Annotated in this window: 22 protein-coding genes and 2 tRNA genes; 23 read left to right on the top strand and 1 reads right to left on the bottom strand. The window is 37.9% G+C overall.

Annotated features, from left to right (window positions below; genetic code table 11):
- Positions 1 to 113: 113 nt before the first annotated feature.
- From AACU33_RS07780 to AACU33_RS07890, 23 genes are all read left to right on the top strand, one after another.
- Positions 114 to 197: transfer RNA gene (locus tag AACU33_RS07780), tRNA-Leu, on the top strand.
- A gap of 461 nt (positions 198 to 658) precedes the next feature.
- Complete coding sequence (locus AACU33_RS07785; protein ID WP_096587949.1) at positions 659 to 862, top strand: hypothetical protein; 204 nt, start codon at positions 659 to 661, stop codon at positions 860 to 862.
- Between the two features lie 1,039 nt (positions 863 to 1,901).
- Positions 1,902 to 2,672, top strand: a complete 771-nt coding sequence (locus tag AACU33_RS07790; RefSeq protein ID WP_096587955.1) for a WecB/TagA/CpsF family glycosyltransferase — start codon at positions 1,902 to 1,904, stop codon at positions 2,670 to 2,672.
- A 244-nt stretch (positions 2,673 to 2,916) separates the two neighbouring features.
- Positions 2,917 to 3,771 carry an ABC transporter permease gene (locus AACU33_RS07795; RefSeq protein ID WP_445291750.1) on the top strand — a complete coding sequence of 285 codons (855 nt, stop codon included), beginning with the start codon at positions 2,917 to 2,919 and terminating at the stop codon, positions 3,769 to 3,771.
- Complete coding sequence (locus tag AACU33_RS07800) at positions 3,771 to 5,081, top strand: ABC transporter ATP-binding protein (RefSeq protein WP_096587959.1); 1,311 nt, start codon at positions 3,771 to 3,773, stop codon at positions 5,079 to 5,081. The genes AACU33_RS07795 and AACU33_RS07800 overlap by 1 nt, the downstream gene beginning before the upstream one ends.
- 117 nt (positions 5,082 to 5,198) lie before the next feature.
- Positions 5,199 to 5,852: an acetyltransferase gene (locus tag AACU33_RS07805; RefSeq protein ID WP_096587960.1), complete on the top strand. Its 654-nt coding sequence runs from the start codon at positions 5,199 to 5,201 to the stop codon at positions 5,850 to 5,852.
- Positions 5,845 to 7,074 (top strand): DegT/DnrJ/EryC1/StrS family aminotransferase, encoded by a 1,230-nt coding sequence (locus AACU33_RS07810; protein ID WP_096587962.1) that lies wholly within the window; start codon positions 5,845 to 5,847, stop codon positions 7,072 to 7,074. The genes AACU33_RS07805 and AACU33_RS07810 overlap by 8 nt, the downstream gene beginning before the upstream one ends.
- Before the next feature lie 26 nt (positions 7,075 to 7,100).
- Positions 7,101 to 8,135, top strand: coding sequence for a glycosyltransferase (locus AACU33_RS07815; RefSeq protein ID WP_096587963.1), 1,035 nt, complete (start codon positions 7,101 to 7,103; stop codon positions 8,133 to 8,135).
- 20 nt (positions 8,136 to 8,155) lie between these two features.
- Positions 8,156 to 9,238: a dTDP-glucose 4,6-dehydratase gene (rfbB, locus tag AACU33_RS07820; RefSeq protein ID WP_096587965.1), complete on the top strand. Its 1,083-nt coding sequence runs from the start codon at positions 8,156 to 8,158 to the stop codon at positions 9,236 to 9,238.
- A gap of 30 nt (positions 9,239 to 9,268) precedes the next feature.
- The gene (gene rfbA / locus AACU33_RS07825; protein WP_096587967.1) at positions 9,269 to 10,225 is read left to right on the top strand and encodes a glucose-1-phosphate thymidylyltransferase RfbA; all 957 of its coding nucleotides are present in this window, start codon (positions 9,269 to 9,271) and stop codon (positions 10,223 to 10,225) included.
- Positions 10,222 to 10,368, top strand: a complete 147-nt coding sequence (locus AACU33_RS07830) for a hypothetical protein (RefSeq protein WP_339375838.1) — start codon at positions 10,222 to 10,224, stop codon at positions 10,366 to 10,368. The genes rfbA and AACU33_RS07830 overlap by 4 nt, the downstream gene beginning before the upstream one ends.
- A 196-nt stretch (positions 10,369 to 10,564) precedes the next feature.
- Complete coding sequence (locus AACU33_RS07835) at positions 10,565 to 11,746, top strand: glycosyltransferase family 2 protein (RefSeq protein ID WP_339375839.1); 1,182 nt, start codon at positions 10,565 to 10,567, stop codon at positions 11,744 to 11,746.
- Between the two features lie 110 nt (positions 11,747 to 11,856).
- Positions 11,857 to 12,771, top strand: a complete 915-nt coding sequence (locus AACU33_RS07840; RefSeq protein WP_096587971.1) for a glycosyltransferase — start codon at positions 11,857 to 11,859, stop codon at positions 12,769 to 12,771.
- 146 nt (positions 12,772 to 12,917) lie between these two features.
- Complete coding sequence (locus tag AACU33_RS07845) at positions 12,918 to 14,138, top strand: glycosyltransferase family 4 protein (RefSeq protein ID WP_096587973.1); 1,221 nt, start codon at positions 12,918 to 12,920, stop codon at positions 14,136 to 14,138.
- Positions 14,139 to 14,265: 127 nt separating this feature from the next.
- Positions 14,266 to 15,120: a glycosyltransferase family 2 protein gene (locus AACU33_RS07850; RefSeq protein WP_096587975.1), complete on the top strand. Its 855-nt coding sequence runs from the start codon at positions 14,266 to 14,268 to the stop codon at positions 15,118 to 15,120.
- A gap of 52 nt (positions 15,121 to 15,172) precedes the next feature.
- Entirely contained in the window at positions 15,173 to 16,432 is a 1,260-nt protein-coding gene (locus AACU33_RS07855) for a glycosyltransferase family 4 protein (RefSeq protein ID WP_096587977.1), read from the top strand.
- Between the two features lie 44 nt (positions 16,433 to 16,476).
- Complete coding sequence (locus tag AACU33_RS07860) at positions 16,477 to 17,586, top strand: glycosyltransferase family 4 protein (RefSeq protein WP_096587979.1); 1,110 nt, start codon at positions 16,477 to 16,479, stop codon at positions 17,584 to 17,586.
- 33 nt (positions 17,587 to 17,619) lie between these two features.
- The gene (locus tag AACU33_RS07865; protein WP_096587980.1) at positions 17,620 to 18,492 is read left to right on the top strand and encodes a glycosyltransferase family 2 protein; all 873 of its coding nucleotides are present in this window, start codon (positions 17,620 to 17,622) and stop codon (positions 18,490 to 18,492) included.
- Between the two features lie 56 nt (positions 18,493 to 18,548).
- The gene (locus AACU33_RS07870) at positions 18,549 to 19,811 is read left to right on the top strand and encodes a glycosyltransferase family 4 protein (protein ID WP_096587982.1); all 1,263 of its coding nucleotides are present in this window, start codon (positions 18,549 to 18,551) and stop codon (positions 19,809 to 19,811) included.
- Positions 19,799 to 21,007, top strand: coding sequence for a glycosyltransferase family 4 protein (locus AACU33_RS07875; RefSeq protein ID WP_096587984.1), 1,209 nt, complete (start codon positions 19,799 to 19,801; stop codon positions 21,005 to 21,007). The genes AACU33_RS07870 and AACU33_RS07875 overlap by 13 nt, the downstream gene beginning before the upstream one ends.
- On the top strand, positions 21,008 to 22,372 hold the full coding sequence (locus AACU33_RS07880; RefSeq protein WP_096587985.1) for a hypothetical protein: 1,365 nt from the start codon (positions 21,008 to 21,010) through the stop codon (positions 22,370 to 22,372).
- 109 nt (positions 22,373 to 22,481) lie between these two features.
- A tRNA-Gln gene (locus tag AACU33_RS07885) sits at positions 22,482 to 22,553 on the top strand.
- Positions 22,554 to 23,140: 587 nt separating this feature from the next.
- Positions 23,141 to 25,411, top strand: a complete 2,271-nt coding sequence (locus AACU33_RS07890; protein ID WP_096587986.1) for a GumC family protein — start codon at positions 23,141 to 23,143, stop codon at positions 25,409 to 25,411.
- Between the two features lie 81 nt (positions 25,412 to 25,492).
- Here the strand turns inward: AACU33_RS07890 and AACU33_RS07895 are convergent, their stop codons facing one another.
- Positions 25,493 to 25,972 carry a hypothetical protein gene (locus AACU33_RS07895; protein WP_096587987.1) on the bottom strand — a complete coding sequence of 160 codons (480 nt, stop codon included), beginning with the start codon at positions 25,970 to 25,972 and terminating at the stop codon, positions 25,493 to 25,495.
- Positions 25,973 to 26,067 lie beyond the last annotated feature (95 nt).

Here is a 26,067-nt window from a genome sequence, read left to right on the forward strand (position 1 = left end):
AAAGCACCCGACAATATAGTACATATTTACTACATAAGCAAAATTTTTCAAATAATTATCAATTTATTGCCACAAAACTTTTGAATAGAGTATAATGGTAAAGTTGCATCTAAGGGCGGGTGGCGAAACTGGTAGACGCACCACACTCAAAATGTGGCGACCTTGCGGTCATAGGAGTTCGATTCTCCTCCTGCCCACTGTAAATAAGTATAGTTATCAGTAATCTTACCCTCTCGCTTTTCTATAGTAAGCGGTATTATGCCCATAGAGAAGATTTATAGGCCAAGACTTGAAACTTGGTAGTGATGAAATATTTTATTGAAGTCATAGAAACTATCAAATAGGAAACTGCGTCTTAGGAAACTGCGTCTATCTTTTTAATGCTTCTTCCAAAGCTATAAATCCAGAGCAGTAATATTACCAAATAAAAAATGTAGTTACTTATACAGTTAATTATAGGGAAAATCCTTATTGGATAAGTAAAATATGCATAACTTACTTTAAGTACTTATACAGGGATATTTACATTGCATCTTTCAGTTAGCTATTAAAATTTCTTAATATAACAAGCGATCGCAGCTAAAAAAGCGGTAGTATATGTATATAAGCTAGGACAACTGCTTTATTAATTGGTCAAATTCCAGAGAAATCAAAAATTATGAGATTAAAAAGATGGGAATCTCCTCGCCGAGAGGGAAGGAACGATAAAGGTAGAGGTGGTTCAGCCAGACAGCGACAACTTAAAAAACAAAGACAGATGTTGCGGCAAAGGCTGAAGGAAGAGAAAAAAGCAGACAATATTAAAAACAATGGTAAGGGAGAAGATAAAATTCATCTTCTCCCTTTTTATTTGGCTCTATGAGCAAACAGAAATTCCTACATTTTCAAACATAAGAATTTGTATAAGTAATAAAGTTCATTTATAGAATCAAAAAATATTAGCAATTTGCGATACAAATAGAGATTTAAATTTAAAAATATCATCAATCACCGTTAAGACAGATGAGCCACTATTGCAGAATAGCCAAAATAAATATTTAGTTGCAAAGCCTCTCTGCTAGAAAAATATGTAGTTAGGTAGCACATAAAAAACCATAAACGGCTTGGCACTAACAACCCTACACCTACTTAAAAGCCTATGAAATAAACCTTTCTTCCTTGATATCTGCTACCTTCTGCCTTGTTGGAGTAAGGGAACTCTCACTCTGCAATAACGTCCTTAGCAGAGAAAGTTGATTGAAGTTTTTGTTCAAAAAATCACTTTCAAGTTCAGAACCACAGATGCTAATAACTACATTTTGATCTATCTGTGGCTTCATATAAATACCATCGAATTACTGAGTATAAAAGCTTCTGCAAACAGGAATGTTTGAGTGTCCGAGTATTCTTTAGTAAAGAAAAAGGCTTAATCTCGCTCACAAATATCTCATCCTGCACCAAGTATACTCATTAACCAGTATTGAATCTCTGCCTGTTTTGATTTTGAGCAAAGCTTTTGATTTCCTAATTTTACAGATCGGGCGATAGTAGCTTGATTGTTTATATTGTTACTTCACAAAATAGCCATATAATCATGACAAAATTTGATTAAGTTAAGTATATTTACAATAATTATAAAGATTGCATGAAGAACAAACAAACTATTTATGAAGTAACTATAAAGTTTTCACACGCGTTTAGGAAAAGCTTCAGATCAGCTTGTAAACTAATATACGGTGGTCAGATGTTTGAAAAATACCAGGGTTCCCAGAAATTTACTGATAAAGTTGTTGCATCTCCGTGTGAGTCAGACCATGCCGAAAGCTTAGAAAAGCGTCAGCAACAGTACCACCTAATTGGTTGACAGTTGGAAATGTACTAGTTGGTATTGATGATTTTTGTCTTTGACACAGGAGGAATTTATGGGAGAAATAACATTTCTGCCCAAACAAAAAGTTCTGGATTTTCCCATTACTGCCTTACGTTTTGAAGATCAGATCCAAACAATAATAAAATGGGCGATCGCCCGCGAAAGTAAAACAGTATGTGTAGCTAACGTACACATGCTGATGGAGGCACACTGGAATCCAGAGTTTGCTAGTGTATTACGAAATGCGGATGTCGTTACTCCTGATGGTATGCCTTTAGTTTGGATGATGCGGCAATTGGGTGCGCGTTACCAAGATCGGGTAGCTGGGATGGATATCCTACAAGGATTGTGTGAGTTAGCTCAAATACAAAATGTGAGTGTTTTCTTTGTTGGTTCGCAAACAGAAATCCTTTCTAGAATGCGAAAAAGGCTAGAGCAAGAATTTCCGAAGCTAAAAATCGCAGCAATGGAACCTCTACCCTTTCGCCCGCTGACTGAAAGTGAAGATGCCGAACTGATTAATAAAATTAATTCCAGTGGTGCGGGTTTAGTATTTGTATCTCTAGGTTGTCCCAAACAAGAAAATTGGATAGCCCAGCATAAAGGTAAAATTCAGGCAGTTATGCTGGGGATCGGAGGCGTTTTCCCCGTGTATGCAGGAATTCAGAAGCGCGCACCCCGCATAGTTAGAGAATTAGGATTTGAATGGCTTTATCGCTGGATTCAAGAACCGCGCCGTCTGTGGAGTCGTTATATTAAAACAATTCCACCTTTTATGTGGTTAGCAACTAAGCAACTACTTTCATCAGATCGTGTTGCATAAGTCCTCGTTGATAGTAATAAAGATTGAGAAAGCATGTTTGCGTCACTACCAAAAGACATATTTTTCTGTAAATAGTACAAAACCTAGAATTTGCAAGTGATTTGCAATCAAGCTAATGTAACCAGATCAACTTCAACATCAAATCTCATTACATTATCGGAACGCCTTCTCACAGGTGCAGAAAGCTATTTTACTTTCTGGCAGAAGATAGATATTTATTTGCCCCATAAATTATGAATCTGTAATGATGCTGAAAAAAACCAGAGTTGTGTATCGACCTGAAAGTCGAATAAGACATCCGCTACAATTATTTCGAGAAATGGGGCGGGATTTACTAGCATCGCGAGAATTAGCTTGGCGGTTGTTAATTCGCGATATCAGCGCTCAATACCGTCAATCGTTGTTAGGAATTTTTTGGGCATTTATCCCACCAGTAATTACAGCAGCTGGTTTTACACTTGCGAAAAGCAATGGTATTGTCAACATTGGTAATACAGAATTACCTTATGCAGCTTATGTGATGTTCAGCATGTCGCTGTGGCAGACCTTTATTGAAGCATTAAATGGCCCAGTACAAGCAGTAACAGCAGCTAAAGCAATGTTGGCAAGAATTAACTTCCCTCACGAAGCATTGATTGTTGCTAAATTAGGAGAAGTATTTTTTAACTTTGGAATCAAGCTCATATTAATTGTAGGCTTATTTATCTGGTTCAAAATTCCAGTAACTTTGAGTGTAATTCTAGCGCCAGTAGCATTAATTCATTTAATATTGCTAGGAACATTTATAGGTTTATTGTTATCCCCAATGGGTGCTTTATATCAGGATGTTACCAAAGGATTAACATTGATTACTGGATTTTGGTTGTTCCTTACACCTGTTGTTTATCCAGTTCCTAGTAATGGCGTATTTGGCAGTATTGTCAAACTAAATCCTGTTACTCCTTTGTTAGTAACAACACGAGAATTAGCAACAACAGGTGTCATCTCTGACCCGCAGGGATTTTGGATAGCCAGCCTAATTGCAATATTAGGATTGCTACTAGCTTGGATTATTTATCGTCTGGCAATGCCCTTTGTAATTGAGAGGATTAGTTCATAATGACGATTAGCATCAATGAGCAAGAAATGGCAGTAAAGCCACAGGATAATGATAACGATATTGTGCTTTCAGTTAATGGAGTTTCTAAAAAGTTTTGTAGAGATTTAAAGCGGTCTTTGATGTATGGTGTTCAAGATATTGCCTCGGAATTATTAGGGATACGCGAAAAAAGTGATAAATTGCGAACAAAAGAGTTTTGGGCGCTAGATAATGTAAGTTTTCAATTACGTCGAGGAGAAGCACTCGGCTTAGTTGGAAAAAATGGTAGTGGTAAATCGACGCTACTGCGGATTATTGCAGGTTTGATTAAACCAGATACAGGTTTTGTGGAGGTTAATGGTAGAGTAGCACCATTAATTGCATTGGGAGCAGGATTTAACCCAATCTTGACAGGGCGAGAGAATATTTATGCAAATATGTCAATTTTAGGTTTATCCCAGAAAGAAATTGATGAACGATTTGATGAAGTTGTAGAATTTGCAGAAATTGGTGATGCGATTGATGCACCAGTTCAAACTTATAGTTCCGGGATGGCTGCAAGGTTAGGGTTTGCGAGTGCTATTCATACTAATCCAGACATCCTTTTAATTGATGAAGTGTTAGCTGTTGGAGATGCTAAGTTTAGAGACAAGTGTGCAAGGAAGTTACAACAAATTCGAGGTCAGGGAACGTCTTTTATACTGGTTTCTCATTCTTCAACATCAATAATGGCTTTATGCGAAACTTCGGTATACCTTTTAAAGGGCAATTTAATCAAGTCTGGAGCAACAGCTTCAGTGCTAAAAAGGTATGAAGAAGACTTGTTTATAATTAAAACTGATAATGTAGATGGAAAATTGATCCTCTCTGAAAAGCCGGAAACAGAAAGTGGAGGTATAGACATTACATCTATTTATTTTAAAGATAAAAATGAAGATCATATAGATTTTCCAGAAGTTGGCGAACCTATTAATATTTGTGTAGGTTGTAAAGTACACAAAAAAGAGAAAGAAGTAGTCTTAGGTTTGGTAATTAAGGATTTCTCAAGAGACGGTGAAATTATTTTAGTTCTATCTAGCCTTTTTGACGGTAAAGCAGCAACACTAGATCCTGGTCATACAGAAATGAAAGTTTACTTGCCCTATTGTGGGTTAAGAGCAGGCATTTATGAAATGGATATATATATTCAAAGAAAACCTGACTATAGGTTTGATACATTTGAATCTTTTAGATTTAAAGTAAACGATTCTAGAGGTGCAATATATAGTATGAAAAGTAACTTATTTTATCAACCGAGATTTTGGAAATTTGATGATAAGAATTTAACTTAATAAAGGTTGATAAATATTTATATTAATTGGAAAAGGTCAATATAATGCATTTTGCTGTTATAAGATTTATGCCAAAAAAATTAATTACAACGCATTATAGAGAACGAGCAGATTTTTATGGCTAAAAAGTTATTAATCTGGGGTGCTTCAGGACATGCTTTAGTAGTTATAGACATTATCAACTTATTAGGAGAGTACGAGATTGTTGGTTTTCTTGATAATGTGAATCTAGAACGTCATGGTACAAATTTTTGTGGAAGCCTAATTATTGGAGGGCAAGAACAGTTAGATTTTTATAGAGAAAAAGGAGTTGAACATATAATTTTTGGGTTTGGAAATTGTCAGGCGCGATTAAAACTATCTAAGTTAGTTCGTAGCAAAGGTTTTTCTTTGGCCACAGCCATACACCCAAAAGCAACACTGGCTAGTGATGTGTCAGTTGCTCCAGGTACTGTAGTTGCAGCAGGAGCAGTTATTAATTCCGAAGCAAAGATTGGTGAAAATGTAATTATCAACACCTGTGCAAGTGTTGACCACGAATGTGTTCTAGAAGACGGAGTGCATATTTGCCCAGGCGTTCACTTGGGTGGACAAGTAACGGTAGGACGTGCAACTTGGGTTGGAATTGGAACAACAGTTATTGATAAAGCAAGAATAGGCGCTGGTAGTCTCATAGGTGCTGGTGCAGTAGTAGTAAATGATATTCCTGATGGCGTAGTTGCCTATGGAGTTCCAGCTAAAGTAATTAGGAGGATTGCAGATAATGGCTAGCAAGAATCGGGTAGAAGACTTAGCAATATTAGGTGGTAGCCCCGCTTTTAGCGAAAAGCTTCATGTAGGCCGTCCTAATATTGGCGATCGCGATCGCCTGCTAGAGCGAATCAACGACTTACTGGATAGAAGATGGTTGAGCAATAACGGTCCCTATGTGCAAGAGTTTGAAAAGCGCATTGCTGATATCGTTGGAGTTAAGCACTGCATTGCTATGTGTAACGGGACTGTAGCTCTAGAGATTGCCATCAGAGCAGTAGGACTTACAGGTGAAGTAATTGTACCTTCATTTACTTTCATTGCTACAGCTCACGCATTGCAATGGCAAGAAATCACACCAGTATTCTGTGATGTAGATCCTCGCACTCATACCATCAATCCGTGGCGAGTGGAAACGATGATTACACCTCGTACCACCGGTATCATCGGCGTCCATGTATGGGGACAGCCTTGTAATGTAGAAGCCCTCACAGAAATTGCCAATAAGCATAACCTCAAACTAATGTTTGATGCTGCCCATGCTTTTGGCTGCTCTTACAAAGGACGTATGATAGGCAACTTTGGTAATGCTGAAGTATTCAGTTTTCACGCCACTAAGTTTCTTAATGCATTTGAGGGAGGTGCAGTCGTAACCAACGATGATGAACTAGCTAGCAAAATTCGCCTCATGACGAACTTTGGCTTTGCTGGTTACGACAATGTCAATTACATCGGCACCAATGGCAAGATGACTGAAGTCTCTGCGGCAATGGGGTTAACAGGTCTTGAAAGCTTGGATGAATTTGTAGCTATTAACTATCGCAACTACAAACAGTATCAGCGTGAGTTAGAAAACATACCAGGAATTAAGATACTAACCTACAACAAAACTGATAAGTGCAACTACCAGTACATTGTGCTGGAAATAGATGAAGCGATAACTCAAATCAATAGAGATAAACTCGTAGAAATTTTGTGGGCTGAAAACATACTAGCTCGACGCTACTTTTATCCTGGATGTCATCGCATGGAACCCTATCGCTCCTACTTCCCTCATGCAGGATTGCTGCTTCCTGAAACTGAAAATTTAGGGAAACGGATATTAATCTTACCGACAGGTAGTGCTGTTGGTTTAGAAGAAATTAATAAAATTTGTCAGATCATCTGGTTAGTAGTTCAGCATAGCTATGAAGTTAAAGAAAGACTATTGCCAAAGGATAGCGAGCCATTAAAAGCACAATAAAGATATCTATTACTCTGTGAAAAGTGATGAAAGTCAGCGTTGTAATGATTACATATAACCATGAAAAATTTATTGCACAGGCAATAGATAGCATATTAATGCAAGAAGTAAAATTTGATTATGAAATATTAATTGGAGAAGATTGTTCCACAGATAGTACACGAGATATTGTAATTGATTTTCAAAAAAGGTATTCAGATAAAATTCGTTTGCTATTACCTGAAAAGAACTTGGGCGTGTTGAAGAATTTAACTACAACACTAGAAGCTTGTAGAGGAGAATATATTGCACTTTTAGAAGGTGATGACTACTGGATAGATCCCTACAAGCTGCAAACACAGGTAGATATTCTCGAATCTAATGCTGAAGTTGCAATTGTTGGACACAGAGTTCAATATTGGCAAGAGCATAGCATAGATACCGTTCCTGCTATATCACCATATGAAAAGCCACTAGGTACTCTATTTGACATCTTACGTAGAAATTATATTCCTACGTGTTCTGCGCTCATTCGTAAAAGTGCTCTTCCTAATTTAGTCTGGTTCCAAGATGTAGTTCATGGATGTAAGCAAGCTGATTGGCCATTATGGAGTTTTACAGCGGAAAAAGGAGATATTGTTTTCTTAGATAAAGTGATGGCAGTCTATCGAATTCACCAAGGAGGTGTCTGGAGTCCCCTATCAATGGAGGAACAACTGAGATGGATGTATAAGGCTAGAAAACAGGTGATAGTACACCTCACTAATATTTCATCAGTTAAGCGTGCAGAAGTGTGGTGCCACATATATGGTGAGTGGGGCCAAATGCTGTATTCTGCAAACAAGTATCTATTAGCTGTTAAATACTTTGTGTTAGCTTTGATATCTGCGCCTTGGAAAGCATTATCAATCCTGAATTTAGCTAGTAGCACTTTTCAGTGGAGGAATACACTACGATTGAAAAGAGTTGCAGACAAAATTAGTGCACTTAGGAACCGGGTAGGAAAATCCTTGATAAGACGGAGTTGGGGAAGATTACTTATTAGCCGTGTCAATGTTCAAAACGGCAATGCAAAGGATTGACAATAAGGGCATACCTTAATATGCAAACATTCTTAATCACAGGTGGCGCAGGTTTTATCGGCTCTAACTTCATACTGAAGGCGAGAAAAGAACAATGGGCTAACATTATAAATTTAGATAAACTAACCTATGCCAGTAATCCATTAACTCTAGCAGAATTGCAAGATGATTCTGGATATAATTTTGTTCGTGGCGATATCGGTGATATTGAACTAATAAATAATTTTCTAGATCAGCATCAACCAGACGCAATTATCAACTTTGCTGCTGAGAGCCATGTTGATCGCTCCATTCTCAGCCCTCAAGATTTTATTCAAACTAATGTATTAGGAACATTCCAACTTCTAGAAGCTAGCAGAGCTTACTACGAAAAATTATCTGCTCAAAGGCAAAAACAATTTCGTTTTCTACACATATCGACAGATGAAGTTTACGGATCATTAACTCAGACAGATCCAGCATTTCGAGAAGACACACCCTATGCGCCAAACAGTCCCTATGCTGCATCTAAAGCTGGCTCCGATCATTTGGTACGTGCTTATTATCACACTTATGGTTTACCAACTTTAACCACCAACTGTTCCAATAACTACGGCCCGAGACAGTTTCCAGAAAAACTAATTCCCCTGATAATTCTCAATGCTTTGAATGGAAAGCCACTACCGATTTATGGAGATGGTCAAAATATTCGTGATTGGCTGTATGTAGAAGACCACTGCGAAGCTGTCTATCTAGTTCTACAACAAAGCTCTATTGGAGAAACTTACAACATAGGAGGTAATAACGAACAAACAAACCTCGCAGTTGTGGAAAAAATTTGTGCCCTCCTTGATGAGTTAGCACCCAAACCAAACTTCCACTATTCTTCTCTGATAACGTTTGTCAAAGACCGCCCTGGTCATGACCGACGCTATGCAATTGACAGTAGCAAAATTAAGCAAGACTTAGGTTGGGAACCAAAAGAGAGTTTTGATAGTGGTTTATTAAAGACAATCCAGTGGTATCTGAACAATTCTACTTGGGTTGAGCAAGTCCAATCAGGTGCTTACCACACTTGGATTCAGCAAAATTATGGAGATAGAAAAGCAGCACTATCACACTAACAGCAGCCCAAACTAACGAAGGAGTTTACCATGAAAGGCATTATTCTAGCTGGCGGTTCTGGTACAAGATTGTACCCACTCACTCAAGTAGTGAGTAAACAACTCATGCCTGTCTATGATAAGCCAATGATTTACTACCCTTTGTCAACTCTGATGTTAGCTGGGATAAGAGAAATACTCATCATCTCTACACCTCAACACTTACCCCTATTTCAACAGCTTTTGCAAGATGGTAGCCAGTGGGGTCTGAAGTTTAGCTATATTGAGCAACCAAGGCCTGAAGGTTTAGCCCAGGCTTTTATTTTGGGTAAAGATTTCATTGGTAACGACCCTGTTTGCTTAGTTTTGGGCGATAACCTTTTCTACGGTCATGGTTTAGTTGATGTGCTACTTCGTGCGGCACAATTGCATGAGGGCGCACTCATCTTTGGTTATCGAGTAGCTGAACCTCAGCACTATGGCGTAGTTGAATTTGACTCTACAGGCCAAGTAGTGAGTTTGGAAGAAAAACCCCAAATTCCTAAATCTAATTACGCTGTGCCTGGTATTTATTTTTATGATTCTCAAGTGGTAGAACTTGCATCAGAACTGAAACCTTCAGCCCGCAATGAACTAGAAATTACTGACTTGAGTCAAGTTTATTTGCGTCACGGACAATTAAAAGTTGAGCTTTTAGGTAGAGGCTACGCCTGGTTGGATACAGGAACCCATGAATCTCTACATCAGGCTGCTAGTTTTATTCAAACCCTAGAACAACGCCAAGGTTTCAAAATAGCTTGTGTCGAAGAAATTGCCTATCGCCAAAGGTATATCGATGCTGACCAACTCTATGAACTTGCCAAACCACTAGCTAAAAATAGCTATGGACGTTACTTGATGGACTTGATAAACGCCGATCGTACTACTCAAGTTCAAGAAGAAAACTGGTTTGCATCAGCAAATGGATTTAAGGGAAACTTTGCAGACGCTAAGAGGGTAAAACTGTGAACATTATCCAGACGGAAATTCCTCATGTACTGCTAATTGAGCCACAAATTTTTGCAGGATACCACCAGGCTTTGCTCACCGATTTTTGGTACTTTGAGAATCTTCAGAGTTTTTTTACCAAACTACAGACTACTGCGCGCTAGAGTATGAGCGTATCATTTTTCGGAAAGATCTAAATTTAGCGATCGCTTGGACTTTGGAAGCAAAATCTATTGTCTCTGCTAAAGATAAAGTAGGTTAGCAACTAAAAGATGCGAAGGTGTTCCTATTATCCATAATACTAACTTATAGGTAACACTGTTCTGGTTAGCTGATAACTATAATTATCACTGATGAATCGTGGTTTATTTTCTAAGTATGTTGTATAAAAAGATAAACAAAATAGCTCCCAAAATTAGCGTTTTAATGTCTGTATATAATGGCTCACATTATCTTAGGGAGTCTATAGAAAGTATTTTAAATCAAACTTTTAGAGATTTTGAATTCATTATTATTGATGATTGTTCTACAGATAAAAGTTGGAAAATTATTACAGAATACTCAGAGCAAGATGAACGCATAATTTTAGTAAAAAATCAAGAAAATTTGGGCTTGACTAAATCATTAAATAAAGGATTAAAAATAGCTCGAGGAGAGTATATTGCTCGTCAAGATGCAGATGATATTTCTTTGCTAGAGAGGCTAGAAAAAGAATTAATATTTCTAGATGAGCATCCGGATGTAGCTTTAGTATCTTGCAATCTAGAAATCATTAATAGTGAAGGTTTTACTATAGATAAATGGCAATTGGCATGTGATTCAAACTTAGTAGCTTGGTATCTATTATTTTATAATCGTTTAGGAGGTCATAGCCAATTTCTATTTAGAAAAGAAGTAATCCTAAATTTAGGAGGCTATTGCGAAACCTTTCGTTATAGTCAAGATTATGAACTTTTATGCCGCTTGGCTAAAGTTGGTAAAATTGCTATTATACCTGAATTCTTACTTAAATATCGTATGCATAATCAAGCAATTTCTATGCATAAAAAGTTAGAACAAGAAGCTTGTACTTTAACTCAAGTAAGGCATAATATTCAAGAATTAATTGGTGAAGAAGTTACCCTGGATGAAGCCAAAAACCTCATGCATTTTTGGACAGGTAATGCTCATTGGTGGCCAGAACAATTTCCAAACAGCAGAAAAGTTGGGAACATACATTATAGGCTAACGCAAATTTATCAAATATTTATAAAGAAATATTCTATACAAAATGATTTCCATACAGATGAAATATCTAGTAATATGAAAACTCTTATTGGGAAACAATTTCTTTACTGGATACAATCTCCTTTCAACAAGAATAATGGCTTGATAGCAAAGTTAAAAATTTCATTTTATGCTTATTTTTGGTATCCATTAGGGATACCAAAAAGTTGGTGTATAGGGCTCATAAAGTTACCTTTTTATATGAAACAACAGATCAAATTAACATTGATATCACTTATAAAGTATGTTTTATTGAGAAATAAATATAATTCTTAGCAAACAATATAATTCAATCATCTGGGAAACTCTTTTTTACGCAAATATTCTTCTGCCCGATTGCTTTTAGTTTGAATTTTTAAGCATTTAAATAAAGGTTTACAAAATTTATGTCTGCAATAATTTCTGTTGTCATATGTACTCATAATCCTCGTATTGACTATCTTGATAGAGTATTAAAATCACTTAAATTTCAGACTCTACCCGTGGAATACTGGGAACTATTAATGATTGACAATGCTAGTAAAAAAATTCTTTCTAAAGAAATTGATCTTAGCTGGCATCCTCAATCTCGGCACATTCGAGAAGAACAACTAGGTTTAACTCCTGCTCGTTTGAGAGGTATCAAAGAAGCGATAGCTGAAACTTTAGTATTTGTTGATGATGATAACGTCTTAGATTCTGACTATCTTGAAGTAGCTTTACAAATTAGTAATAATTACCCTTTCATTGGGGCTTGGGGTGGGCAAAGTCTACCGGAGTTTGAACAAACACCTCCAGAGTGGACAAAACCATATTGGTGGATGCTAGCTATTCGCGAATTAAATCGCGATCAATGGTCAAACTTATTACTATGTTATGAGACAGCTCCTGTTGGTGCTGGAATGTGCGTCAGAAAAGTCGTAGCTCAAAAATATGCGGAATTAGCATTGAATAACTTAAAAAGAGCCAACCTTGACCCCAAGGGAAAACAACTGCTACGAGCAGGAGATAATGATTTAGCATTTACATCATGTGATGTAGGGTTGGGTACAGGAGTATTTGTTTCATTAAAGTTAACTCATCTGATTCCAGCTAATCGTCTGCAAGAAGAGTATTTACTTAGACTAGCTGAAGGAATTGGATATTCAAAAACAATAATGGAATCGTTGCGAGGTACAACACCGACTGTACCCAAATTGTCATTGATGAGGAAAATACTTGAATATTATAGGTTAAGCCGAATGGATTCAACATCTAAACGCTTTTATCAGGCCTTTTCCAAAGGAAAAGTTTTAGCTATTCAAGAACTTAAGTTTTGCTAGATTAATATATCAGCCTAGCAATAATACGCAGTGTTGTTAAATAATCTGAATGAGAATTCATTGATACAGTTTTACTCATCAAGGCATCAACTTAAAGCCAATTTTTTTACTGTTGCTGTCGTTATAGAAAATATCTAATTAACTGTATGAATATACTACATATCAATCAATCGGATGTTGCTGGCGGAGCTGCTGTCGCAGGCTATAGACTACATCAAGGTTTACTAGCTCAAGGTATAGACTCGCGACTGCTAGTAGGTAGCGCTAAAACTAATAGCGATCGCATAGCCTCTGTCCCACGCAATTACCGCATTGAGAGACTACTAGGTAAAGTTAATGAGAGTTTTGGCCTTAACTACCTCAACCATATCAGTAGCTTTAATATTTCTCAGCATCCTTTCTTCCAAGAAGCTGATATTCTTAACTTTCACAATTTACATAGTGAATATTTCAACTATTTAGCAATTCCCTCGCTCACGAAATACAAACCAGCAGTATTTACACTCCATGATATGTGGAGTTTTACGGGGCACTGTAGTTACAGTTATGAGTGCGATCGCTGGAAAACAGGCTGCGGAAAATGCCCTTATCTAGCCACCTACCCAGAGATTAAGAAAGATAATACTCAGATTGAGTGGAGGCTAAAAAATTGGACATATCAGCACTCTAACCTCACCATTGTGAGTCCCAGCATTTGGCTCACTGAGCAAGTTAAGCAGAGTATGTTTCATAGTTATGCTATTCATTATATTCCTCATGGTATAGATACAGAAGCTTATCAACCTCTCGAAATAGAAAAATGCCGATCTGTACTGAACATACCAAATAACAAAAAAGTTTTAATGTTTGGGGCTGCTAATTTAAAGGAATCACGCAAAGGTGGAGATTTGCTAGTCCAGGCACTACAACAATTACCACAATCACTAAAATCCCAAGCTCTGCTAATTACCTTAGGAGAAGGAGGTGAAGGGATTTCAGAAACTGTAGGAATACAAACTTTAAATTTGGGATATGTTGGCAGCGATCGTCTGAAAGCAATTGCATATTCTGCTGCTGATTTGTTTGTTTTTCCTAGCCGTTCCGATATTTTTGGATTAGTACTACAGGAGAGTATGGCTTGTGGTACACCGATGGTTTCCTTTAAGGTGGGCGGCGTCACAGATTTAGTGCGTCATGGTGTGACAGGCTACTTAGCTGCACCAGAGGATGCGAATGATTTTTGTAACGGAATTGTTGAGTTATTAGAGGATGAGAGGTTGGGCGATCGCATGAGTCAAAATTGTCGAGCGATCGCACTTCAAGAATACCCCTTAGATTTACAAGCCAAGCGATACATAGAACTATATCGGAAAATTATCAATAATTAGCGATAAATTGATTATTAATAATGACTATCCGACAAACAATTATAGAGAACCTAAATACTAAATAAAGAAAAGTTAGTACACTGTTTATCTAAATTCACGTAAGACAACAATATTGAGTCACAGAAACATGATTAGCATTATTACCCCAGTTTATAACGGTGAAAAGTTTATTGCATCCTGCATTAAAGTTGTTATTGACCAAAAATGTCCAGATGTTGAACACATCGTTATAGATGGGGCTTCTACAGACAAAACTGTAGACATCATCAAACAATATGCCGCACAGTATTCACACATTCGCTGGATTTCAGAGAAAGATCGGGGACAGTCGGATGCAATGAATAAAGGAATTGCAATGGCAAAAGGAAATATCTTAGCGATTCTGAATGTTGATGATTATTATGAGCCAAATGTATTAAACCGAGTTTTAGAAATATTTAAAACATTACCAGAACCTAGTTTTCTTGTAGGTAATTGTAATGTTTGGAACGATGAAGGTCAAAAAATCAGTATAAATAAGCCTTCTAAGTTAGAATTTCATAAATTACTTTTAGCTCCACATGGAACTCACTTCCCAATAAATCCTTCTGCTTACTTTTATCATATCTCTCTCCATGAAAAAGTAGGGCTGTATCAAGTTAATGAACATTATGCGATGGACTATGATTTTATTCTGAGAGCAGTACAAGTAGCTACAGTCATGTATATTAATGAAACTTGGGGAAACTATAGATTGATAGAAGGGACAAAAACTAGAAATGATGAGAAAAGTGGTCAATCTACCCAGCGTTTAGAGCGACTTTTAGCTAATTATCGAAATAAACTTCCTATAGTTCAGCGTTGGAAAATAGTTTTTATCAGAGAATTTGCTAAACAAAGTAATCAATTAAAATATTACCTTAATAGATTAAAGTATTATACTCAAAATGAGCAGTTGTTGTTACAATACTTTAAAAGTAAGTTAACCAAAATTCTAAGTTAGTATCAAAACCTGAAAAACTCAATATATAAGTTTAAAACTATATTTTTTGTGTATGCATAATAAACAAACAATTCTCTTCTTCTTCCCACATAATCCCTACCCTCCTAAATCAGGAGCGCACAAACGCTGTCTAGAAATGCTAACTGGGCTTCGAGAACGTGGATGTAGAGTAATTTTAGCAAGTCTAACAGATGTTTCTCGTAAAAGTTGGAATGTTTCTAGTATCAAAAAGCTAGAAGAAACTTTTGTTGAAAAAGTTTTTATTTATGAATTACATTTTTGGGAGCAAAATTATCTTAAGTTCTTACGTAAATTTTATAAACTCGCAAGAGCAAAATCATCATTATCATCAGTTCTTTATACAACTCCAGCAATGCGTAGCTGGTTCTCAAAATTAATTAAAGAGATATCTCCCGATCTCATTTTCATGAATTATGCATACTGGGATGGTCTAATTAACCATAAGGAATTAAGAACAATCACGCGAGTTATAGAAACCCACGATCTGTTAACTTTAAATAATCAAATGCGGGAATATATACAGCCTTATTTAACGGATTATTTTTTTAGAGATAAAGATATAGAATCTGAGATTCTCAATGAAGAAATTTTCAAAAAGCTTGATTTAAAAGCAAGTATAGAAGAATTAAATATTTATGACAAGTATGATTATACAATAGCTATTTCTCAAGAAGAGGCTAACATAATTCAACAACATAATAAAAAAAGTAACACAATATTGATACCTGTAACTCAACAAACACATCCTATCTTAAATGAATATACAGGCTCTGCCATATTTCCTATAGGAGAAAACCTTTTTAATATTCAAGGTTATTTATATTTTATCAAAAGAGTTTTACCACAGATTTTACAAGTTGAGCCTTCCTTCACAGTAGATGTAACAGGTTCTTTTTGGAATAACGTTTCTCTTGAACCTTGCCCAGGTGTTGAAATAAAAGGGTTTGTACCAAGTTTAGAAGCTGTTTATCAGCAATCTAAATTCCTTATATGTCCAGTATTCGGCGGTACAGGCCAACAGGTTAAAGTTGTTGAAGCTATGGCCTATGGTCTACCTGTAGTAGCATTAAGTCAAGCAGCAAAAAGCTCTCCAATTAAACATGGTATTAATGGATTTATCGCTAACAATGCTGAAGAATTTGCTAAATATAGTGTTCTTCTGTGGCAGCAAAAAGAACTGTGTTATCAATTAGGAACTGCGGCGAGAGAGACTATTGCCAAAGAATTTTCTAGAACACAATTATTAGAAAAGTTAGCACTATTGACTCAGCCTAAATCATTAAATAATTAGTTGAGATATTCCCAATAATAAATTTAATTTTTAAATTAAAAAATATGCGTATTTTCTACGATGGTCAAATCTATAGCTTACAAACATTCGGGGGCATTAGTCGCTATTTTGCAAATATAATCAGTAGATTACCTACCGATGATACTCCCATAATTACAACTTTTTCTAAGCCAGATGAAGATGAACAAAAGAAGCACGATCCCGTACATCCTAATTTAAAAACTTTTCAATATTCCAGATTTCTACACTATCGCCTAGCACCAATAATTGAAAAATATTATTTTAGAAAAGTAACTGCAAATGAGCAATTTCAACTCGCCCATCCTACCTATCATAGATTATTAACTCAACAGGAATTTAGCGAATATAGATGTCCTGTTGTACTTACTATTCATGATATGATTCATGAACTTTTTCCTAAAAAAGATTTTTTGGGAATAGAAAAAGAAAATAAGCGAAAAGCTGTATTCTCAGCACAAGCAATTATTTGTGTTTCTGAGAATACTAAGAAAGACTTGTTAGAGCTATACCCTACTTTAGAAAATAAAATTACTGTCACATATTTAGCATCAGAAATTGATATAAATATGTCTTATGGTGACGAAACTGTTCCAACACAGCCTTACCTACTGTATGTCGGAAGCCGAGATAAAGTTTATAAAAATTTTGATAGTTTTTTGTTAGCATTTTCTAAAGTTATTTCTATAAATTCAGATATTAAGCTGTGCGTAGTTGGTTCTCCATTTAATAAAGACGAAATCAAACAGATTCAAGAACTAAAATTAACTGACTATATCGAGAACTATGGACACATCAGCGATAGTCATTTAGCCAAGCTTTATCGTTGTAGTCTTGCCTTTATTTACCCATCTCTGTATGAAGGCTTTGGTATCCCTCCTCTAGAGGCAATGTCTTGTGGTACCGTTGCAGTGGTATCTAATATTTCCAGCATTCCAGAGGTTGTAGGTGATGCCGGTATACTATTTAATCCTCAAGCCATTGGCGATTTAGCAGATATTATTCTTTTCTTAATACACAACCCAGCTGAACGCGATCGCCTGATTGCTAAAGGTTTCCAAAGAGCAAAAGATTTTAGCTGGGATAAGACCGCAGCTAAGACAATTGAAGTGTATCGCGCAGTAAGCAATTCCTAAAATCTGACCTTTCATATTCAAATCTTCAACATCATGAACACGACAACTAAAGAGCCTGTATATATAATCATCCCTGTCCATAACCGAAAACAGATAACTTTAAATTGCCTAGAACATCTACAAAAAACAGGTGATTTGCAACGTTACTATGTTGTCGTTGTCGATGATGCTTCAACAGATGGAACTGCTGAAGCAATTCAAAGTTTATATGCGGGAGTTACTGTTTTACCTGGAAATGGCGATCTGTGGTGGACAGGAGCGATCGCCAAAGGTATGGAATATGCTTATACACAAAAAGCAGAATACTTTATTTGGCTTAATGATGACTGTCTACCCAATCCAGGGACTTTACCTCAATTAGTAGATTTTCTTAAAAATCGTCCCAATAGCATCGCTGCACCCACCTGCTACATTCAGCAAGACAACTCACTCATCAAGCAATATAACGGTTCCCAAGGTCGGAAGAATTGTGCTGCTAATCTTGGTGAAGTCATAGAAGTTGATAGTATGTCTGGTTGGTGTGTCGGAATTCCAGTTTCTGTATTTGGCAAAATCGGTTCTCCCAATGCTGAGAAATTTCCTCACTATTGCGGGGATGATATGTATATTTTTAAGGCAACTCGCTCAGGATTTAAAGCATATTTGCTGGGAGATTTAAAGACGATATTAATTGGCCCTGTTAATGAAATGGGAAACTTTCAAAAATATTTTCGTCCAGGTCTTCCTGCAAAGCAAACTCTTCGTTCTTTGTTTTGGAACAAAAAGTCTCCGTACCGCTTACCAACAAAGTTTTTTTACTTTGTGGAAAGATATGGTGTTTTTCTAGGTTCATTGCTGTTTTTGCTCAAGCTAACCACATGGTTTAAAGAATGGGCATATTTACAATTAAGTTTGAGCAAGAATTAACAACTTAAATACATAATAAATAAATTTAATTTTATAGACAATAGATATTTCCTATTATGAAAGTTCTTCTATCCGCTTATTCTTGCGAACCAGGCAGAGGTTCCGAACCTGGAGTCGGTTGGAATTTAGCGCGAGAAATTGCCAAGCATCACGAAGTTTGGGTTTTAACTCGCCCTGACGAAAGTAAAGATGTTATTGAGGCAGAACTGGCCCGCAACCCAGCGCCAAATATGCATTTTGTCTACTTCACCACGCCCATTTTGGGAAATATTTGGCAGTGGGGACAAAGCGGTGCAATGCAAATTCACTACTATCTTTGGCAGATAACTGCATACTTTGTCGCTCGTCAGCTGCATCGCGAAATTAACTTTGACATAGCACAGCACGTAACATTTGTCAAATATTCTAGCCCTAGCTTCCTTTCTCTGTTACCCGTACCTTTTATTTGGGGGCCCATTGGCGGTGGAGAGTCAGCACCCAAACCATTCTGGAAAGATTTTAATCTGAGCAACAAAGTCTACGAATTTCTTCGTATTTTGGTACGCTCTATAGGCGAAATTGACTTATTCACGCACCTCACTGCCAGACAGAGTGCTGTAGTTTACGCTACAACAGAAGACACAGCACAAAGGGTGAGAAAAATGGGCTGTCCCAACGTGCAGATTTTGTCTGAATCGGGACTAACTCAGCCAGAAATTGAGGCTCTTGCCCAATTTCCCCCACCAGATGCCGTACCCGTACGCTTTATTAGTATGGGGCGGTTGTTGCATTGGAAAGGTTTTCACCTAGGCTTACGTGCCTTCGCTCAAGCTAACCTGCCTGATACTGAATACTGGATTGTCGGCGATGGCCCAGAGCAACAGCGACTGCAATCTCTAGCAGCAGACTTAGGTATTAGCCATCAGGTGAAATTTTGGGGACGATTGCCAAGGGAAGAAACTTTAAGCAAATTAGCCCAGTGCCAAGTATTAGTTCATCCGAGTTTGCACGACTCTGGCGGATGGGTGTGCTTAGAGGGAATGGCCGCAGGTCGTCCAGTGATTTGCTTAGATTTAGGAGGGCCAAGCCAGCAGGTGACTGAGGAGACGGGCTTTAAAATTGCAGCTCATACCTTAGAACAGACGGTAGCAGATATGGCTGTAGCGATGGTCAAAATCTCCAAAGATGCACAACTGCGAGTGCAGATGGGACAAGCAGGCCAATATCGAGTTAGGGAGGATTACTCTTGGGAAGCCAAGGGGCGACTGTTTAGCCAGCTATACCAAAAAATTGTCACAAGCGATCGCTCTGTTAAGGAGTCCCAACAATGCACATCTTGAAAGTACACAACTATTACCAAATTCGAGGAGGTGAAGAAGAGACAATTGAAGCTGAAGCGCGCCTTCTACAACAGATGGGACATCAAGTTGAGATCTATCAAGATACTAACGATCGCCTAGCAACTTTGGGCGCTGCACGTATGGCAATCAAAACAGTCTGGTCTGGCGAAGCTTACACAACTCTCAAGCATCGCTTTGGGGATCAAACTTACGATGTCATGCACGTGGATAATTTCTTTCCTTTAATTTCCCCCTCAATTTACTATGCCGCTAAAGAAGCTGGCGTGCCTGTAGTGCAGACATTACATAACTATCGCCTGCTGTGTCCGAATGCTCTGTTTTTCCGAGAAGGACGCATTTGTGAAGACTGCTTGGGCAAACCTATTCCCTTTCCAGGAGTACAGCACGGTTGTTATCGCCAAAGTAAGGCAACTAGCGCTGCGGTAGCAACCATGCTCACCGTGCATCGCCTGCTCAACACTTGGACAAAGATGGTGGATTGTTACATTGCCTTAACAGAATTTGCTCGGCAGAAGTTTATCCAAGGGGGACTACCAGCAGAAAAGATTGTAGTCAAACCGCACTTTATCTCCCCCGATCCTGGTGTAGGCTCTGGAGAAGGAGGATATGCGCTTTACGTAGGGCGGCTTTCGGTAGAAAAAGGGTTAGATACGCTATTAGCGGCTTGGGAACAATTAGGAGGAAAGATACCTCTAAAAATTATTGGCGATGGGCAGTTGTGCGATCGCGTAGCCGAAGCAGTAAATAAACTACCTCATGTAGAATGGTTGGGACGTAAACCGATGCAAGAGGTTTATGAATTGATGGGAGAGGCAAAGGTATTAATTTTTCCCTCCAAATGGTATGAAACCTTTGGGCGAGTAGCAATTGAAGCTTTTGCCAAGGGGACACCAGTAATTGCTGCTAATATTGGTGCGATCGCAGAATTAGTAGATCCCGGTCGCACTGGCTTACATTTTCGTCCGGGTGACTCACAAGATTTAGCACAAAAGGTAGAATGGGTGCTATCCCATCCAGCAGAACTTGCCCAGATGCGACGAGAAGCCAGAGCAGAATTTGAAGTAAAATACACCGCCGAAAAGAACTACCAGCAGTTAATGGAAATTTATACTCAGGTTCAACCGCATCCAAAAACTGTCTCTTTTCCAGGTGAGTTGATACACAGAGGTCAGTAAATGAATGTAGAAGCAGCATCTATACAGAGAAAGAATTCTTACATCAAGAGTTCTGGTCTTTTGCTGCTAGCATTTGCTACTGCTTTTTTTCCACGCATTATCCAGTCTTATGGCGCACCATCGATCATCAATTTCCTTCACTTCGCCATAGTTCCATTTGCTTGTGGGGTGGCGTTGTTGACAACACGAACTAAGAATCGCCGCCAAATTTTAATATCAAAAGAAATATTAGCAGGATTGCTAATATTCTTGACAATTGGTTTTGCTAGTGCGCTTTTCAACAAAGTGGGAGCGATCAACGTTTTTGTTGATTTTTTACTTTTTACTGAAGCTTTCATGTTATTGCTGGCTATAATTAGCCTGCCCATGTCGGAAAAAAGCCTTGGACGTTTCCGCGCTTGGATAATTGGTTTTAACGTTATTCACCTCCTGCTTGCTTTCTTCCAGTGGTTAGTTCTGCATCTGATTTCAGATGATATGCAGGGAGTTTTTTATCGAACTGGCTCAGGACACGTCGTAGGTTCTTCTGTTTCATTAAGTTTCAGCCTGTTTTACTTTACAGGTGCAAAAAATCGTCCTTTATGGTTACGTGCTTTGGTGGTTGTTGCTAGTCTCATCCATCTGGTCGTATCGGATGCAAAACAGGTAATAGTGACATTCATCTTAGGATTTGCCATTTTATCTCTTACCAAAACCAAGAATCCTGGCAAAGCCTTGCTTTACATCATTGGTTTAACAATTCTCATCATTGCTTTTCAGTGGGCTATTGAGAATGTCGAAGCTCTAAGTGCATTTAAAACTTGGATCAGACCAGAACTTTATGGTTCAGATGGTGAAGCAACTAAGATGAAACTTTTAGGAATTAATACTACCCTTGCCCACTTCCATTCTCCTGTAAATTGGTGGCTGGGTCTTGGTCCCGGTCATACAATTGGCCGCTTGGGTGGGTGGATGCTCAAGGACTATAGCTCTTTGTTGAATCCGTTTGGAGCGACTACATCCACTGTTGCTGACGAGGTGTGGGCAATTGCACGCGATCATTGGCTTGGACCTATAAGAGGTAGCAGTTTCTTTGCTCCCTTTTTCGGTTGGGCTGCGATTTGGGGCGATTTTGGATTCTTAGGATTATTTGCTTACTTGTATCTTTGTGCGATCGTTTGGCGTAAGGTGTGTGCAGATGATTTTTCTAAGGTTTTGATGCTCACCGTCTGCATCCACGGATTTATTTTTACTCAAATGGAAGAACCAGGTTATATGCTCACCATTGCTACTTTGATTGGTCTGCGGTGGCAAGAACACCAAGCTAAAGTCAAGAATACAGGTACAGTTCAATTCCAGCCCATGTTACATAGATCGAGTTATTAACTAGTTATTAAGTACCTTATATGTAATCATCACATTCTTCCTAAAACAACTCTGGAAGTACTTGACATTACCCCAGGAGTAGCTGCTATATTATCTAAAGTGCGTTCATTGGGGCGTAGCCAAGTGGTAAGGCAGCGGGTTTTGGTCCCGCCATCCCTAGGTTCGAATCCTAGCGCCCCAGTTAATATGAATAATTAAAATAATGTTTGCTCTGTAGGTAGTTGTTTTTGAAGCTGTAGCTATCTTAATATAACCTTTGGCTTTTGAGCATTGTTTACCGTTGGCAATTTCTCAGAATTACTTTCACAACTTAGATTTGATTTGTGAAGAAAGATTGAACAGCAAGAAACTATCAACTAGCTATTTATTAAGTCTATTTACTTAAAATCTCGCTTTAAATTGTATAACTATTTATCAGTATTTGTACGTAATAAGCCAACAATTTTTGTAAAATCTGGCTTTTCATTTAAATAATTTCACCAATTCCTTTTGCGTAATGCTACTGTAGTTATAGTACATTTATGTAAATTGGCTTTATTTTTAGATATAGCAGCCTAAGCTAAAAATTTGTATTATTTAAGTAAAGTTTTGGTAAACATTATTTACATATAAGATTGTTTATATTACATGAGTTAGTCAGTAAATTCATGGTTTTGCTAGGGTGCAGAGAAAGAATAAGCCACTTCGGAGCAATCTAACTACCTATACCAAGATTGAATCGAAGAATTCACAGTGAAAGGAATATAAGTAGTTTATTTGACAAGTGCTATGCTGAAGTCAGAAAAGTATCCTCACCCGTTGTCACAAGCAAACTTTACCCAATTAAATGATGATGAAGGCGGATTGAACCTGGGTCAAGTTGGAGCAGTTCTACGTCGCAGACTATTGTTAATTGGTGGAACCACAGCTTTAGTAGCAACAGCAGCAGTACTGAAGGCGGAAACAGATCCTCCAGTTTATCAAGGTACGTTTGATATTTTAACCAAGCCAGTAACTGGTGAGAGCAAGGTAATTGCAAATGTTCCCCAAGCAATTAATAGCCAAGTAGCGCCTCCTGAGTCAACAAAAGAAATCCAAACAACTATTACAGTTTTAAGAAGTCCTAGGGTTCTTTATCCTGTGATTGAAAAGCTTCAGGCTCAATACCCAGACCTGATTGAAAACTTTCTTAGGGAGCAATCACCAGGATTAGTTGCAGCTAATTTATCTTCGCAGGAATTAAATGCATACTTGTATAACTTTTTCGTTAATTACTTAACAATTTCATCCAAACAGGACAATATCTTAAACGTTGAATTTACCTATTCAGACCAGAAGCTAGTAAGTATTTTTTCTAATCTTCTTGCAGATGCTTACCTAAACTATAGTTTGCAAGAACAACAATCGGATGTGGAAGTGGCTATTAAGTTTGTTGAACAACAAAGAAAGCCACTAGAGAAGAGTGTGAAATACTGGCAAGATCAATTGCGCAATCTGCGACTGGATAATAACTTGATTGATCCTGCACAGAAGGCTCAAGAGTTATCTAGTCAAATTGCTACCTTAAGGCAACAGCGAATAGAGAATCGAGTCCAGTTAGAACAAATGGTAGCTAGGTATGAAGAATTACAAAAAGAATTAGCTCAACAGCCTGGTGAAAGGGCAGGTAATTCTTTGCTGAGTGATAATGCTCGCTACCAAAAGATTTTAGATCAGATCCAGGCAGCAGATATTGCAATTAAACAGCAATCAGCTGTGTTTACAGATGAAAATCCAGCAATGGTGACTTTAAGACAAAAGAAAGAGTATTTACTACCATTACTGGCCCAAGAAGAAGCACGGGTACAAAAAGACTTTCAAAGCCGTATTCGGGAAATTTCGGCGCGGGATAGAGCCTTAGATGAAAAAATCAACAATACTTATAGTGAAGTTAGAAAGTTAGCAACTATTAGCAGAAATTACGACAACATACAACGAGAACTGCAAATTGCTAATCAAGGACTAACTCAATTTAATACTAAGCAACAATCTTTGCAAATTGAGAAAGCTCAAAAACAACAACCTTGGCTGTTACTCGATCCCAAACTCACAACAGTGAAAGAACCTTTGGCTGTCTCAGATAGTGCTAAACGCAATTTAGCATTGGGTGGGCTTTTGGGTTTGCTATTGGGTGTAGGAACAGCTTTAGTTGTAGATAAACTCAGTAATATATTCTACTCTTCTCAAGAACTCAAAGATGCTACAAGGGTTCCGTTACTAGGAATAGTTCCTTTAAGAAAAGAATTAGAAATAGCCACAAAAGACAATCTCTCCCGCGGCGTACAAAAGACAGATGGCGCTTCCTTCTTTGAAGTTTTTCGCTCTTTGTACACTAACATTTTGCTGTTGGGTTCTGATACACCAATTCGTTCTCTAGTCATCAGTTCCGCAGGACAGGGAGACGGCAAATCTACAATTGCGACGCAGCTAGCACAAGCAGCAGCAGCAATGGGCCAACGAGTATTACTTGTAGACGCCAATTTGCGTGCGCCTAGCTTACACAATCGAGTAGGGCTGATGAATATTCAAGGCTTGACGGATGTAATCTCCCAAGACCTGGATTGGCATAATGTCATTGAGCCATCACCTTTAGAAGAAAATATGTTTGTGATGCCAGCAGGGCCAATTCCACCAGATTCAGTCAGGTTACTAGCCTCTCAAAAAATGCACAATCTCATGGAGGAACTGCAAGTAAGTTTTGATTTGGTCATTTATGACACACCTCCTTTATTAGGTTTTGCAGATCCTTACTTATTAGCGGCTAATACAGATGGGCTTGTACTCGTAGCTGGCTTAGGTAAGCTCAAGCGGACTGCACTACAGCAAGCATTGGAACAAATTCAGATTTCTGGAACTCCTTTGTTAGGGATGATTGCTAATAAATCCAAGGATGCTGCACCTGTTTCTTATCAATACTATCAGCAGTATTACAGACAGAGCGTGAGTGGTGAAAAGGTAAGTGAAGAGAAAGTAACCGCCAACGCTAGTGGCTCTACTTTAAATAGCACTAAACGGAGTTAGAGTAAAAAACGGTAATTGTTATTCAAAATTAATTATCTGTTTAATGATTAACAATTACCCTTTACTAATTGCCAAATACTATTACTTATCAGGTGATTTTAAAGCCAGATCGAGAACTTGTCTGGCTTGTTCCGCTTTAGTTCTTGCCTCTTGATAACGTAGATTAGCTTGGGCAAAATTCTTGAGTACTTTAAAACCTTCTTTTAAGCGAGTAATTTCCTCTTCGGTAACTGAATTATCTGAGAAGAGAATATCAACTGCTTTGCGAATTTCTAAGGCTTCAGTACGTGATTCCTGAACTTTGAGCTTGAGTGTGGCTAGGTTGCTAAGAACTTGGACAGCTTGAGTAATAGCGTCTTCACCACTAACAGTCTCAGCGCTTGGTTCTTTAACTTCTATTAATTGTTGAGGGCCAAACCCCTCTTCTAGTTCTGTGGGTAGCTTACCTGCATCCATCAGTTCCATTAGCTGATCCATTGCTTTCTCACGGGCTTTGGCTGAATCTTTGCCAGAAACGCTGAGAATAATTTCTGGGCTTTGAGCGAGAGTGTACTGAACCATATTTCGAGCAAAAAAGTTGCTATTGTAACCAAGCCAAAGAAGATGATCCTAACATGATATAGGAGTGACAAAAAAGTCTAATATTTAAAAATTAA

The sequence above is a fragment of the Calothrix sp. NIES-2098 genome (assembly GCF_963875125.1).
Classification (GTDB): Bacteria; Cyanobacteriota; Cyanobacteriia; order Cyanobacteriales; family Nostocaceae; genus Aulosira.

What these genes read in the sequence shown, in the direction of transcription:
- AACU33_RS07785 (WP_096587949.1), top strand. Translation starts at nt 659, where the DNA reads ATGAGATTAAAAAGATGGGAATCTCCTCGCCGAGAGGGAAGGAACGAT.
- AACU33_RS07790 (WP_096587955.1), top strand. Translation starts at nt 1,902, where the DNA reads ATGGGAGAAATAACATTTCTGCCCAAACAAAAAGTTCTGGATTTTCCC.
- AACU33_RS07795 (WP_445291750.1), top strand. Translation starts at nt 2,917, where the DNA reads ATGATGCTGAAAAAAACCAGAGTTGTGTATCGACCTGAAAGTCGAATA.
- AACU33_RS07800 (WP_096587959.1), top strand. Translation starts at nt 3,771, where the DNA reads ATGACGATTAGCATCAATGAGCAAGAAATGGCAGTAAAGCCACAGGAT.
- AACU33_RS07805 (WP_096587960.1), top strand. Translation starts at nt 5,199, where the DNA reads ATGGCTAAAAAGTTATTAATCTGGGGTGCTTCAGGACATGCTTTAGTA.
- AACU33_RS07810 (WP_096587962.1), top strand. Translation starts at nt 5,845, where the DNA reads ATGGCTAGCAAGAATCGGGTAGAAGACTTAGCAATATTAGGTGGTAGC.
- AACU33_RS07815 (WP_096587963.1), top strand. Translation starts at nt 7,101, where the DNA reads ATGAAAGTCAGCGTTGTAATGATTACATATAACCATGAAAAATTTATT.
- rfbB (WP_096587965.1), top strand. Translation starts at nt 8,156, where the DNA reads ATGCAAACATTCTTAATCACAGGTGGCGCAGGTTTTATCGGCTCTAAC.
- rfbA (WP_096587967.1), top strand. Translation starts at nt 9,269, where the DNA reads ATGAAAGGCATTATTCTAGCTGGCGGTTCTGGTACAAGATTGTACCCA.
- AACU33_RS07840 (WP_096587971.1), top strand. Translation starts at nt 11,857, where the DNA reads ATGTCTGCAATAATTTCTGTTGTCATATGTACTCATAATCCTCGTATT.
- AACU33_RS07845 (WP_096587973.1), top strand. Translation starts at nt 12,918, where the DNA reads ATGAATATACTACATATCAATCAATCGGATGTTGCTGGCGGAGCTGCT.
- AACU33_RS07850 (WP_096587975.1), top strand. Translation starts at nt 14,266, where the DNA reads ATGATTAGCATTATTACCCCAGTTTATAACGGTGAAAAGTTTATTGCA.
- AACU33_RS07855 (WP_096587977.1), top strand. Translation starts at nt 15,173, where the DNA reads ATGCATAATAAACAAACAATTCTCTTCTTCTTCCCACATAATCCCTAC.
- AACU33_RS07860 (WP_096587979.1), top strand. Translation starts at nt 16,477, where the DNA reads ATGCGTATTTTCTACGATGGTCAAATCTATAGCTTACAAACATTCGGG.
- AACU33_RS07865 (WP_096587980.1), top strand. Translation starts at nt 17,620, where the DNA reads ATGAACACGACAACTAAAGAGCCTGTATATATAATCATCCCTGTCCAT.
- AACU33_RS07870 (WP_096587982.1), top strand. Translation starts at nt 18,549, where the DNA reads ATGAAAGTTCTTCTATCCGCTTATTCTTGCGAACCAGGCAGAGGTTCC.
- AACU33_RS07875 (WP_096587984.1), top strand. Translation starts at nt 19,799, where the DNA reads ATGCACATCTTGAAAGTACACAACTATTACCAAATTCGAGGAGGTGAA.
- AACU33_RS07880 (WP_096587985.1), top strand. Translation starts at nt 21,008, where the DNA reads ATGAATGTAGAAGCAGCATCTATACAGAGAAAGAATTCTTACATCAAG.
- AACU33_RS07890 (WP_096587986.1), top strand. Translation starts at nt 23,141, where the DNA reads ATGCTGAAGTCAGAAAAGTATCCTCACCCGTTGTCACAAGCAAACTTT.
- AACU33_RS07895 (WP_096587987.1), bottom strand. Translation starts at nt 25,972, where the DNA reads ATGGTTCAGTACACTCTCGCTCAAAGCCCAGAAATTATTCTCAGCGTT.